This is a genomic window from Microcoleus sp. T3_D1 (assembly GCF_036700405.1).
Taxonomy (GTDB): domain Bacteria; phylum Cyanobacteriota; class Cyanobacteriia; order Cyanobacteriales; family Microcoleaceae; genus Microcoleus.
The window spans coordinates 98,162-111,963 of record NZ_JAUBOV010000007.1; the positions used below are offsets into that span (position 1 = coordinate 98,162).

The window sequence follows — 13,802 nt, forward strand, 5'->3', positions numbered from 1 at the left end:
TCAAACGGTAGCCTATCCTATTACATACTACCACTGTCTACCGCTATCTTCTTTGAGTTTACAAGAATTCGTTTACTATACGAAAACAGCCGTAGGTCTACAAACGGCGCGATCGAGCCACCAGACGCAGTGAAGTTGAAAGCTTTTTGCTTCCCCGGCATCGAACCGCCCAAAACCAGTCCTAATGTGAACAGTTTTTTATTCAGAACTCAAAACTGAAAAGTCTCTCACTGTAATCAGCCAGATGGATCGGCTGTAGCTGTCCGGCCTCATTCGCCTAATTTCCCCACGATCGCTCGTAATTTATGTCTTCAAATTCTCCCTCTTCTTGGCACACCGTAGCAATTGACCAAACTCTCCAGCAGCTAAGCAGCAACAAAGACGCTGGCTTGAGCAGCAAACAGGTGTCAGAACGCTTGCAGCAATACGGCCCCAACGAACTCGAAGAAACAGGAGGCCGCAGTCCGTGGTCGATTTTTGTCGATCAGTTCACCAACATCATGTTGTTGATGCTGATGGGTGTGGCCGTGATTTCGGCTTTTTTGGACATCAGGTCGAATACTTTTCCCAAAGATGCGATCGCCATTTTTTCGATCGTCATACTCAACGGCATTCTCGGCTATTTCCAAGAGCAAAGTGCTGAAAAAGCCCTCGCAGCCCTCAAAAACCTCGCTTCCCCCCTAGTCAGAGTCGTGCGGGACGGCAAAACTTCGGAAATAGCAGCCAAGGAACTCGTACCCGGAGACGTGATGCTGTTAGAGGCTGGGGTAAAAATAGCAGCAGACGCACGCTTGATCGAAACATCAAATCTGCAAGTCAGAGAATCAGCTTTGACAGGAGAAGCTCTAGCAGTTACCAAGCAAGCAGAGCTAGAACTTCCAGAAGATGCTTCCTTGGGCGATCGACTCAACCTGATTTTTCAGGGCACAGAAGTTGTTCAGGGACGAGCAAAGGCGATCGTCACCAACACCGGAATGAAAACTGAACTGGGCAAAATTGCCACCATGCTTCAGTCAGTAGAAACCGAACCGACTCCCCTGCAACAGCGGATGAGCCAGTTGGGAAATGTTCTAGTCTCCGGTGCCCTAGCCTTAGTCGCAATAGTCGTCATCGGCGGCATGATTACCTTCCAAAACGGCGGCATCGGGTTCGATACCAGCAGGTTTGAAGAGTTGTTAGAAGTTTCTCTAAGCATGGCTGTGGCTGTGGTTCCCGAAGGACTCGCAGCAGTCGTGACAGTCACTCTGGCACTCGGAACTAGGCGGATGGTGAAGCGAAACGCCCTGATTCGCAAACTGCCTGCAGTAGAAACTTTGGGTTCGGTAACTACTATTTGTTCTGACAAAACAGGTACTCTGACTCAAAATAAAATGGTAGTTCAGCTAGTCTCGACGGGCGACTGCACAGTCGCCGTCGCAGGTGACGGCTATGCACCGATCGGAGATTTTACCGATCGCCTGACATCGGCCAAAATTAATAATTTAGAGGAATATCCAGAACTCGAATCTTTATTAATTGCCTGTGCAGTTTGCAACGACGCAGTATTGCAACAAGAACAGCAAGAATGGCAGATTTTAGGCGACCCCACAGAAGGAGCTCTGCTTTGTGTAGCGGGAAAAGCAGGCATTTATAAGGAAAAACAGTCTCAATTGCTGCCGCGGACGGCGGAATTTCCTTTTTCTTCCGAACGCAAGCGGATGAGCGTGATTTGCGAAGTGCCGGGCCGATCGGGACATTCCGGATTTCCAGCAGTGGAAGGACAGCAGCCGAATTATTTGATGCTGACCAAAGGTTCTCCAGAGTTGACTTTGGAACGCTGCAAAGGCATTATAGTCGGCGATCGAGTACAACCTTTAACCCAGGAAATGCGCGATCGCATCCTCGTCGAAAACAACAACATGGCAAGCGGCGGTTTGCGAGTCCTCGGGTTTGGGTACAAACTCTGGGAAAACCTGCCTCCCGAAGGTTCTGAGGAAACCAGCGAACAAGACATGATTTGGCTGGGACTCGTCAGTATGCTGGACGCCCCGCGGCCGGAAGTGCGGGAAGCTGTGGTGAAGTGCCGCAATGCTGGCATTCGGGTGGTGATGATTACAGGAGACCACCAGTTGACAGCAAAAGCCATCGCCTACGATTTAGGTATTGCAACAGAGGGCGATCGAGTTCTCACCGGTCAAGAATTAGAAAAGCTCAGCCAAGAAGAACTCAAACAGCAAGTCGAACAGGTTAGCGTTTACGCCCGCGTCTCCCCAGAACACAAATTGCGGATTGTCCAAGCTTTGCAAAGTTGGGGCAAATTTGTCGCAATGACCGGCGACGGCGTTAACGACGCCCCCGCCTTGAAACAAGCCGATATCGGCATCGCAATGGGGATTACCGGCACCGATGTCAGCAAAGAAGCTAGCGATATGGTGCTCCTCGACGACAACTTCGCAACTATTGTCGCCGCCGCTGAAGAAGGGCGAGTGGTTTATAGCAATATTCGCCGCTTTATTAAGTACATTTTGGGCAGCAACATCGGCGAAGTTTTGACAATTGCGGCCGCACCTTTAATGGGTTTGGGAGGAGTGCCGCTGACGCCGCTGCAAATTTTGTGGATGAACTTAGTAACAGACGGCGTTCCCGCTTTGGCTTTGGCCGTGGAACCGGGGGAACCGAACGTGATGAAAAGGCCTCCTTTCAGTCCGCGAGAAAGTATTTTTGCGCGGGGTTTGGGTTCTTACATGATTCGGGTCGGGATTATTTTTGCAATTTTGACGATCGCAATGATGTCCTGGGCTTACGGATATACCACCAACCCTAACCATGTTGGAGATCCCGAAGCTTGGAAAACAATGGTGTTTACAACTCTTTGTTTGGCACAAATGGGTCACGCGATCGCAATTCGGTCTAACACTCAGCTAACTATCGAGTTAAATCCCTTCACTAATGTTTTTGTGTGGGGGGCTGTAATTGTGACTACTATGCTGCAATTAATGCTGATTTACGTTCCGCCGCTGAGAGCCTTTTTCGGCACTCATTATTTAACGGGGTTTGAGTTGCTAGTTTGCTTCGGTTTCAGCGCTCTGATGTTTGTCTGGATTGAAATGGAAAAACTGTTTGTGCGCTTTTACAACAAATCTAGGAAATAGTGTTAACGGCTGACGGATAGTGAGCGATGTTTCATTATTCGTTAGATGGCTCTCATTCCGCGCTCTTCTCAACATCCGCAAGATATCCCGCAGGGGTTTTTAACCCCTGCCTCAAAGCAAAAGTCCTCGCTATGAGGACTGAAAAAACTATGTTTTAAAAATACAAATAAAAACAAAGATTTTTCAGGCAGGGTGATTATCAATAACCCACGTGAACAGTCAACAGTCAACAGTCAACAGTCATTATATTATGTATTTAAAAACGCTGCACCTACGGCAGTTTCGGAACTACTTCGATCAAAAGGTAGCGTTTGACGCTCCCAAAACTATTTTAGTAGGAAATAACGCTCAAGGAAAATCTAACTTGTTAGAAGCGGTAGAGTTGCTTTCTACATTAAAAAGCCACAGGGTAGGGCGCGATCGCGATTTAATACTCGACTCAAAGCCGATCGGGCAAATTGATGCTACACTCGAACGTCAAACCGGAGCGATCGACTTAGCTTTAACTCTTCGCTCTGGGGCGCGTCGGACACTGAAGCTCAACGGTGAACCGCTGCGCCGCCATTTAGACTTTTTGAGCGTCTTAAATGTAGTGCAATTTTCTTGTTTGGATTTGGACTTAGTGCGCGGCGGGCCCGAAGGAAGGCGCAATTGGATCGATCGCCTAGTCATCCAGTTAGAACCGATTTACGCTCACATTTTGCAGCAGTACAACCAAATTTTGCGCCAGCGAAACGCTCTGTTGAAACGTTCTAAAGAAATCAGGAAAGCGGAATTTTCCGAAGGTTTTGACAAAATGCGATTTATTGCACCCGAAAGTCCCGAACCGGAGAATACAGAAGACTTACCCATCCCCCATTCCCAATTCCCAATTCCCCATTCCCAATTCCCAATTCCCAGTTCGGAATTAGCTTTGTGGGACGCGCAGTTGGCGACAGCGGGCGCTCGCGTCATCCGCAGGCGCGATCGAATTTTGGAGCGTTTGATGCCTTTAGCTCGAAATTGGCACCGTTCAATTAGCGGTTCAGCAGAAGTTTTAGATGTAAAATACGATGCTAATATTGAAGTAAGTTCAGAATTTATCGCTAAAGACAATCTCGAAGGAGTGCGGCAAGCATTTTTAGAGAAAATTCAAAAAAGGGCGATCGCCGAACAGTTTCAAGGAACCACTTTAGTCGGCCCCCACCGCGACGACATTACATTTACCATTAACAATACCCCAGCTCGTCAATACGCATCCCAAGGTCAGCAGCGAACTCTGGTATTAGCATTAAAATTAGCCGAATTGCAGCTTATTGAAGAAGTCGTCGGCGAAGCGCCTTTACTCTTGCTCGACGACGTACTTGCAGAACTCGATCTGAGCCGCCAAAATCAACTTTTAGAAACAATTCAAGAACGATTTCAAACTCTGATTACTACAACTCACCTAGGCGCTTTTGATGCTCAGTGGCTGCGACAAACCCAAATTCTCTCCGTCGTTGCTGGACAAATCAATCGATTTTAGATTTTAGATTTTAGATTTTAGATTGACAAATTTTCTGTTTCATGGTATTTAGACCCAAAAATTGTAGAAAGTGGCATTATTAGCTCAATTCGAGATAGGATAAAGGTTAATTTTGATTACCGCTTTCGCTTCCATTTTTCTACACCTTATGAAGCATTACATTTCCCGTCTGTTAGCCCTGGTATTAGTTGTTGTCATCGGCGTAGCGGGCTGTACCAATGTTCCCGCCACTCTGAGTGGAGATTATGGCCAAGACACATTAGCATTAGTGAAGAGCTTGAGAACAGCGCTCACTTTGCCAGAGGGCACGCCGGAAAAAGCAGCCGCTCAAGCCCAGGCTCGCACAAGTATCAACGATTTTTTTGCTGAATACCGCCGCGATCCCGCTCTTACCAAGCTGGCCTCTTTCACGACAATGCGGACGGCATTAAACTCTTTGGCAGGACATTACAGTTCCTATCCAAACCGTCCCGTTCCTGAAAAATTGAAAAAGCGTCTTGAGTCAGAATTTCAGCAGATTGAAGCTGCTCTTAACAGAGGAGCTTAATCTCAAAATTTAGGATCGAGGATAAATTTTAATAATTCATCTTGCATCCTTGATATTTGAGTGTTAACAATTTTTAGTAGAAATATCAACTGCTTTTAGCGCCCACTGTATCCAGGCGCTTTTTTATGCAGCATTTAGGGAAAAAATACTGCAAAACCGTTTAATCGCGGAGTCTTATCTTACCCGATCGCCCTTATTGAATTTAAATAGCCTCCAGATAGAATTTGCATTGTGCGATCGACTTGTGCCATAACTAGGTCAACAGAAAAAAGTAGAAAATTTGTAGCTGCTTGTTGAGCGCGATCGCAAAAATGCGATCGCCACCCAATTTAAACCAGAAAACCCCCTCCAACTCTCCCATGAAAATTGCACCAACTCGCATCGCGAATTTTCAACACCAGCGACGCTTTTTAAGTGCGGTAACTGCTGTTTTAACCAGTAGCTTCATCAGCCAGCTTGTTTGGCCGTTTATCGGAAATCAACCAGCTTTTGCCCAAACATCAGCCTATTGCCAATTATCCCAAGAACAGGTCAATCAAAAAGAAGACTTGCGCCGCGCCGCGCTGTCGGGAAAACGGGAATCTCAGCAAGCATATTTTGCTGTTTTGAACAAACACGCGCGGGAAATAGCAGAATGCCGCAAAAAAACTTGGCCCGAAACCCAAGCAGTTTGGCTGCGTTTGTATCCCTGCGATGTCAGACCCGGAGAACTCGATCGAGTATTAGACAAAGTTGTGAATAAAGGCTACAACCAAGTCTATGTCGAAGTGTTTTACGATGGTCAAGTGCTGCTCCCAGCCGCCGACAATCCTACGGCTTGGCCTTCTGTTGTGAGAAATCGCGGTTACGAGAAATACGACTTGTTAGAAAAGGCGATCGCCAAAGGCAAACAGCGAGGTTTAAAAGTATACGCCTGGTTATTTACCATGAACTTTGGCTATAGCTATTCTCAGCGTCCAGACAGACAGCAAACCCTCGCTATCAACGGTAAAAATCAGACAAGTTTAACAGTAAGCGAAGAGGCAGCAATTAACGAGGACTTCGGAGAAGTTCCGGGCAATCAAGCCTTTATCGATCCGTACAACCCACAAGCACGGCAAGACTATACTTTGTTAGTAAATCAAATAGTCAAGCGCAAGCCGCAAGGAATGTTATTCGACTACATTCGCTATCTACGGGGCATCGGACCAGCTTCAGTTGCTACCAAAGTTCAAGACTTGTGGATTTACGGCCCAGCATCGCAGCAAGTTCTTTTACAGCGGGCTAGCAACCAGCAAGGGCGAGATTTAATTCAGCGGTATTTGGCTAAAGGATTTATCAATCCTAATGACGTTCAAGCAGTAGTCAAACAGTATCCAACTGAGCGAGAACCTCTTTGGCAGGGCCGAATTCCGCAGCCAATATCAGTAGCAACTCCACCTTCTAGAAGCCAGAATGCCGCATTAAGATCGGCCTCAACAACTTCCGCCACTAACAAGCCCAACCCTGCAACTCCCACACCAAAACCGACACCGCCGCTTCCCGATACCGGCACTCTGCAAAAAGACCTGTGGAAACTGAGCGTTGCTCACGCAGTCCAAGGGATTTTAGATTTTTTGGGAATAGCAATTCAACCAGCTCAAAGGATGGGAATTCCTGTAGGAGCAGTGTTTTTTCCCACTGCAAATCAAGCGATAAATCAAGGGGGATATGATTCGAGATTGCAGCCTTGGGACACCTTTCCGGCTGCAATGGAATTCCACGCCATGTCTTACGGAAATTGCGGGGATGTAAGCTGCATTGTGCCGCAGGTGCAGCGAACAGTGAGTTTAGCGCCTGCGGGAGCAAAAATTATTCCTGCCATTGCTGGAGATTGGGGAAAACCTCTCAAAAATCGGCCGTCTTTGGAGATTCAAATGCAGGCAATTCGCTCTGCAACGCCGCAAATTAATGCGGTGAGTCATTTTGCTTTTGGGTGGCAAGAACCGGAGGATGAAAGGGCACGGCAAACTTGCAGATTGTAGATATATTTCTGGCCGCAGAGGGTGTCATCATCTAGTTTTATGGTTGGGGAGACTAAAAGCGTAGATTTTGGATCAATAAACCGGGTTTTTCTATCGGAATCGGCGGCGAACCACGATTGATTTGCCTAAAAAAACCCGGTTTTTGCCTCAGTATTGATTGAGTGCGATCGACCTTTGGCAAAAAAAATTAATTTACCAAATTTTCAACGTAGCTGAACAATCAGGCATAATGAGATTGTTCAAAATAAATCCTCTATTTGATGAGTCCCAAAATTAATAAAACATGGGTAATTAAAACCGTTCTACTTATCGGATTGAGCCTCACAATTTCCCTGTTGTGGGAAAACCGAAAAACCGCTAATTCAAATCCGCTAATACCGATCGCACCCGTTGAAAATCCGCCTCCAAACCTCCTGAAACCCCCAAAACTCAAAACACCCCCTTCTCCCCCCGCAAATCCCTCTCCCAAACCTTCCCAACAACCTTTAGTCTTCGCACCGCCCGCGCAATTTCGCAGCCAAATTGTTTATAAAGCCAGTATTAACAACTCAAAAGTTATCGCCCTGACATTTGACGATGGCCCTTCGCCTGAAACTTTGAAAATATTAGAAGTTTTGCACAAACATCAAGTTGTGGGTACATTTTTCTGTTTGGGTGCAAATTTGCGGGAGTATCCAGAAATTGCGAAAAGAGTTGTGCAAGCGGGAAATGCGATCGGCAATCATACTTGGCATCACTATTCTCACAATGTTACCGAAAAAACAGCATCGGATGAAATAGATAATACTGGTGTTCATATTTATCGATCGACTGGGGCAAAAAGTTTCTTGTTTCGCCCTCCCGGCGGCCGCTTAAATAACGGTTTGGCAAATTACGCTCAAAAGAAGAATTATGTAGTGGTGATGTGGTCGATCGACCCTAAAGACTTTCTGCAACCTCCGGCCCCTGCGATCGCCCGTAGCGTGCTATCCCAAGCTTCAACGGGGGCGATCGTGTTGTTGCACGACGGCGGCGGCAATCGCCAGCAAACAGTCGAGGCGCTATCTGCAATTATTCCCAAACTCAAACAGCAGGGATATCGTTTTGTAACCGTGCCGCAATTGTTGCAAATGCAAGCTGGACAAAAACAGCGAATTGCTGACCTGGAACCTAAATAAATTGCACGGTATACAATTTATAAAATGTGAAAACTTACCTGTAAAAATATCAAAATGCAGAAAAATCGCAGTATAATAGGACTATCGTTATATAAAAATAAAACCATGACACAAATACTCGCAGCCAAAGATATAAACATCCGTTACTTAATAGACAACTTCGGTCTTCAGCTAGCGGAAGACGAGCAATTTCTTCGAGAATTTCAAGATAATTTGCCCGAAATCACCGAGTTAGAAAAACAATTGCTAGACAGGCTGAAAGCCGGATTTATCAATTTACTTACATATCCACCCTTACTAGAAAATGTAGTTAAGCTGTCAGTAGTAGGACCGCTGTTGTTTATTGCCGGCTTTTACCTATCTCCTTTTCAGGTAAAAGCTGAAAAATCCATTCAAATTCAAGAGGAAGACGATGGCGTCATCCTCGAAGGCAGACTTGATATATTACTCTTAAAAGACCAGTTTTGGGTAATGGTAATTGAATCCAAAAAAGCAGCTTTTTCGATTGAGGAAGGGATGGGACAACTCCTAGCTTATATGTGGGCTAGTCCTCATCCAGAAAAGCCTACGTTTGGCATGATTACTACTGGTGGTAACTTTATTTTTGTCAAGTTAGTCAGAGGAGAAACTCCACGTTATGCTTTGTCGGAGCAATTTTCACTTCGCAGACGCGATAACGAACTGTACAGCGTTTTGCAGATATTCAAACGCCTGAGTCAACTAGCTTAAAATAGTCAATTATGGTGCAAATTATGCTGCAAAAACTACAAGCAAGAGACATCAACCTCCGCTATCTAATCGATAACTTTGGCTTGCAGCGAGTTCGCAACAGCGAATTTTTCCGAGAATGGCAAGAAAACTTACCCGAAGTAACCGACTCAGAAAAACAATTGCTCGATCGCGTCCAAGACATATACTTCAACTTGGTAGACTCTCCGCCGGTATTGGAAAATGCCGTCAAGCTAACAATTATCAGCCCCATTTTGTTTATTGCCGGTCTGTATGAGTCTCCTTTTCAAGTCAAAGCCGAAAAGTCGATCGCCATTCAAGAGGAAGACGAAGGCAGAATCATCGAAGGCAGAATAGATATCCTAATTATGAAAGCAAACTTGTGGGTGACAGTAATTGAATCCAAACAACTTTCGTTTTCAACTGACGAAGCACTCGCACAACTCCTGACATATATGCTGGCAGATCCCAATCCTGAAACTCCTACTTTTGGCATGATTTCTACAGGTGCTAACTTCTCTTTTGTGAAGTTAGTCAGAGGGGAAAATCCCCAGTATGCCCGATCGGCAGAATTTGTTATTTCCAATCCCGGCAATGAATTGTACCGCGTTTTGCAGATTTTAAAACGCCTGAGTCAACTTCCAGACTAGCAATAAAAGCCATTTTGAGTTATCTTTCAAAACAGACAATCTCTAATATCTCAAATTTCAAACTAATGCGAGCATGGTAAATTACTGGATAGTCGGCGCTGTGGCAATAGCTTCTGTCTGCTGGGCAGAAATAATACGAGACTTTTATCACGTCGTATCCCATTATTGGGCACCCCTGCAAAAGCTGCACACTTGGCATCACCGCGTTTTCCGCCCGAATTTGACCCCCGTCAGCGAGACAATTTACAAGCAAGCACACTGGCGTCACGACGTGCCCGAAGGTGCGGCGATGATGGTTTTGGGCTTGTTGCTGTGGGTTGTAGCTTATTTTGGGCTACCGGAATATCACTGGGGCGCAGCAGCGGGTTGTATTTATACTTTAGGCTTTTTGTTGAGCGCGATCGCCCGCGCGTGCGGCATCAAAGGCGCAGACGAATTAACCGACATCACCCACCAACCGGGAGACTTCCTGACTCCCCCTGGCAAGTGGTTAGTTAATAAACCTTATCACTGGCGGCATCACTTCGACAATCAAAATGCTTACTATTGCGGTACTTTCACCTTAATAGATAAACTTATGGGTACAGCACTTTCTCTCAAAGGCAAAACTGTAGCCGTCACCGGTGCATCTGGAACTTTAGGGCGTTTGCTACTCAAACACCTGCACAAAGCTGGTGCAAAAGTGATCGCCCTCTCCTCTGGAAATGAGGAAATTACTTTGGATGTAGACGGCGAAAATTTACCTGTAAAAACCGTAACTTGGCAAGCTGGCCAAGAGGCAGACTTAGCCCTATTGTTAGAAAAAATCGATATTCTCGTCATCAATCACGGGATTAACGTACAGCGAGAAAGAACAGGAGAGGCGATCGCAAACTCATACGAAATTAACACTTTTTCCGCGTGGCGGCTGATGGAACTCTTTTTCTTAACAGTCCGCACTAACGAAAACATCGCTTGCAAAGAAGTCTGGATCAACACTTCCGAGGCAGAAGTAATTCCCGCTGTCAGTCCCCTCTACGAACTCAGCAAGCGCGCCCTGGGAGATTTAGTCACCCTGCGCCGGCTAGACGCACCCTGCATCGTTCGCAAACTGATTTTAGGGCCGTTTAAAAGCAACTTAAACCCGATCGGCATCATGTCTCCAGATTGGGTAGCGCAGCAAGTTGTCAAACAAGCTAAAGCGGATGCCCGCAATATCATCGTCACAATTAATCCTTTGACTTTTATCATTTTTCCAGTCAAAGAGTTTTTTGTTTCTCTTTACTTCCAAATTTTCAGCCGGAAAGCGATTTCAGAGATTAAAGCAGTGGCGACATCGGAAAAATCTAGCGTTGAATCTAAGATTAATTAATCCACCAAAACCGGGTTTCCGCAGGGGCGGCGGCTGTGACTGTCCGCCCTGCTGCTAAATTCTACAAAACTAAAGCGTTTCTCGCATCGTCACGACTAAGGATCGCGAATTAAATAACTTACACTTTTAATTGTTATTGTGGGATGGGCGTCCCGCCCGTCCAAAAAGGACGGGCGGGACGCCCATCCCACAAACTTGTGGAAGTTATTTAATTCTCATTCCTAAGCTGACGCCCCCACTCCCACAGCCGCAAACCCACTCTTCTGACTCATTGGGTCAAAACCGTTGACGGGGAGTGGAATCGAGAGCTGTTTCGGGCCCCATTCCCAACAGGGTTATACTTACTGATACACATTATTGAATATTATTACTAACTACTGTTTCTCCTGATTCACTTCTATCCGCACGGGGTACTGTACGCGGCCCGTTGCGGCTGCTGAATGTGGGTTTCAACTATGCTCGTTGATTAGTTGATACGTCCAGGACTCATAAGTGTAATTTGATAGTGGTGGAATTGGGCGATCGCGATCGGTAAAGAGAACAAGCACCACACCGTTCTCGATCGGCAAAAATAAACTTTTGTAAAAGTTCAAGAAAATCCCGGAATTTACTTTGGGACAGACGTAATTAGTGAAATCACTGGTCGAACAAAGACTTTGGATAACAAGTATGAATTGATCAACTCTTTTCACACGTTGTCAGAGGCAGGCAAAAGTTTGGCGATCGGGATCTTCAGGATGCGTCCTTCGAGTTCATCTACCTTTTCCAAAGGAAAAACTAAAATGCCAAGAAGATCACTTGAAATCTTCGGCGATGGTCGCGTGTACGAAATAAAAGACGACCTAGCCGTTAAAGTCACCGAGACCAATGGACAAGTAAAAGCATTAATCGATGCTTTAAAGTTCAGCGTGGCTAAAACATACAACATTCATCCTCCAGACGAACAACCGCCTGATGTGGCAGAACGCAGAGGTTCAAAGCAAATCAATGGAGAAGGCTTGAAGCTTCTGACTGCCTTTGAAGGATGTAAGCTAACTGCTTATGATGACGGCGGTGGAGTTTGGACAATTGGTTACGGACACACTGGCAACGATGTTTTTCCAGGCCTGACGATTAGCCAAACGCAAGCAGAAGAATTGCTGAGCAAAGATTTAGAAAAATTTGAATCCTTTGTTGAGGATGCGGTTGAAGTTCAGCTCAATGACAATCAGTTTTCTGCACTGGTTTGTTTCTGCTTCAACGTGGGGCCAGGAGGTTTTGGAGATTCAACTCTTCTGAGGCTTTTGAACGAGGGAAATTATCAAGGAGCTGCTAATCAGTTTCCTCGCTGGAATAAGGTAAATGGTGAACCCTGGCTAGGGCTGACACGCCGACGATTGGCTGAACGATCGCTGTTTTTGGGAAAACCCTGGCAGTCATTCTTAACCTATGAAGGAACAGGCGAAGAAGTAACAGGTGAAACAATCTCAGAAGCACCTCGCACTTTGAAACTCACCGAACCCATGATGCAAGGTGAGGATGTTCGTCAAGTGCAAGAAGCTTTGAAAACAGCAGGAATTAATCTCGAACCTGATGGATTCTTTGGCAATGATACTGACAAGGCAGTGCGGCAGTTTCAGCAGCAGAAAGGGCTAACTGCGGATGGTGTTGTAGGTGCCCAAACACGAAAAGAATTGGGACTATAACATCGATTGTGTAACCAAATTCAAACCCATAGGAGAAAACCATGACTGACTCAAGCGATCTTCTCTTTAATCAACCTGTAATTGTCGAGGCTTGTGAAGAATTTGTCGAACGGGATATGTTGGAAATTAAAGGCAGTTTTCCCGGATTGCTCAAAGATGCACCCATGTCTTCGACTGCGGTGGTAAATGGCTTATCTCAGCAGTTAATATATCAACTCCAACTAATTGTGCCAGATGCCTTTGTCAGTTTTGATGACCTCAATGTAGACTTGCTGGATGCAGCCTTTCCCTATGTACAAGCCCCTGCAAAACAGGCACTCCAGAGAGCGATTCAAGATCGAGGTCAAACTATGCAGGTGAACTCTGCCTACCGCACGATCGCTCAGCAAATGCTACTGTATAACGATCGCTTCAACAACTCTAATCCTGTAGCTCCACCGGGAGCCAGCAACCACCAAACTGGGTTAGCGATCGACATTGAAGATGCAAGAGGCTGGGAAGTTTATTTGATGCGGTATGGCTGGTATCCATTACCGGGCGATCCACCTCACTTCGACTACCAAGGTGGCGGCACGATCGATCTTCGCAGCAAATCAATACTCGCATTTCAGCAGCTTTGGAATCAGAACAATCCTAATGCAAAGATTAGCGAGGATGGCGGTTTTGGTCCTCAAACCGAGAATGCACTTAATCTCTCTCCTGCTCCAGGGTTTTCTAAAGCGCCGTGGGATGGCAAACCCAGAACCTTGCGCTTGGCGATCCCCCGAATGGAAGGTTCGGATGTACTCAAGCTTCAGGAGGGTTTGAAAAAGGCTGGGATTGTAGTTGGAGCTGATGGTGAATTTGGGCCAGCAACAGATAAAGCCGTCAAGGAATTTCAGCAGAAGAAGGGTTTGAAGCCAGACGGAATTGTCGGACCAAAAACCCGCGAACAAATGGCTTGAAATTTTCGCGATCGAATTAACAAAATCTTGAGCTGAAGAATAAGTTGCTGAATGGGCAGAGTTTTCTGAAAAGCTTGAACTTGCTGCTCTATAACTCTGCC

The 13,802-nt window shown here is 46.0% G+C and carries 10 protein-coding genes; all 10 read left to right on the forward strand.

Annotation, left to right across the window (positions count from 1 at the left end; all coding sequences use genetic code 11):
* Window positions 1-305: 305 nt before the first annotated feature.
* The 10 genes from QT992_RS05545 (at window position 306) to QT992_RS05590 (ending at window position 13,701) form a co-directional block, all read left to right on the forward strand.
* Window positions 306-3,131: a cation-transporting P-type ATPase gene (locus QT992_RS05545; protein ID WP_333338159.1), complete on the forward strand. Its 2,826-nt coding sequence runs from the start codon at window positions 306-308 to the stop codon at window positions 3,129-3,131.
* 250 nt (window positions 3,132-3,381) lie between these two features.
* Window positions 3,382-4,635 (forward strand): DNA replication/repair protein RecF, encoded by a 1,254-nt coding sequence (locus QT992_RS05550; protein ID WP_333317517.1) that lies wholly within the window; start codon window positions 3,382-3,384, stop codon window positions 4,633-4,635.
* A 148-nt stretch (window positions 4,636-4,783) separates the two neighbouring features.
* Window positions 4,784-5,182, forward strand: a complete 399-nt coding sequence (gene psb27, locus QT992_RS05555) for a photosystem II protein Psb27 (RefSeq protein ID WP_333037005.1) — start codon at window positions 4,784-4,786, stop codon at window positions 5,180-5,182.
* 359 nt (window positions 5,183-5,541) lie between these two features.
* Window positions 5,542-7,185, forward strand: coding sequence for a family 10 glycosylhydrolase (locus tag QT992_RS05560; RefSeq protein ID WP_333317437.1), 1,644 nt, complete (start codon window positions 5,542-5,544; stop codon window positions 7,183-7,185).
* 260 nt (window positions 7,186-7,445) lie between these two features.
* Window positions 7,446-8,342: a polysaccharide deacetylase family protein gene (locus tag QT992_RS05565; RefSeq protein ID WP_333338155.1), complete on the forward strand. Its 897-nt coding sequence runs from the start codon at window positions 7,446-7,448 to the stop codon at window positions 8,340-8,342.
* 105 nt (window positions 8,343-8,447) lie between these two features.
* The gene (locus tag QT992_RS05570) at window positions 8,448-9,071 is read left to right on the forward strand and encodes a restriction endonuclease subunit R (protein WP_333338152.1); all 624 of its coding nucleotides are present in this window, start codon (window positions 8,448-8,450) and stop codon (window positions 9,069-9,071) included.
* Window positions 9,072-9,094: 23 nt separating this feature from the next.
* Window positions 9,095-9,721: a restriction endonuclease subunit R gene (locus QT992_RS05575; RefSeq protein ID WP_333338208.1), complete on the forward strand. Its 627-nt coding sequence runs from the start codon at window positions 9,095-9,097 to the stop codon at window positions 9,719-9,721.
* Window positions 9,722-9,794: 73 nt separating this feature from the next.
* Window positions 9,795-11,072 carry a bifunctional sterol desaturase/short chain dehydrogenase gene (locus QT992_RS05580; RefSeq protein WP_333338149.1) on the forward strand — a complete coding sequence of 426 codons (1,278 nt, stop codon included), beginning with the start codon at window positions 9,795-9,797 and terminating at the stop codon, window positions 11,070-11,072.
* Between the two features lie 782 nt (window positions 11,073-11,854).
* On the forward strand, window positions 11,855-12,757 hold the full coding sequence (locus QT992_RS05585; RefSeq protein ID WP_333376695.1) for a glycoside hydrolase family protein: 903 nt from the start codon (window positions 11,855-11,857) through the stop codon (window positions 12,755-12,757).
* Window positions 12,758-12,798: 41 nt separating this feature from the next.
* On the forward strand, window positions 12,799-13,701 hold the full coding sequence (locus QT992_RS05590) for a peptidoglycan-binding protein (RefSeq protein WP_333376697.1): 903 nt from the start codon (window positions 12,799-12,801) through the stop codon (window positions 13,699-13,701).
* Window positions 13,702-13,802 lie beyond the last annotated feature (101 nt).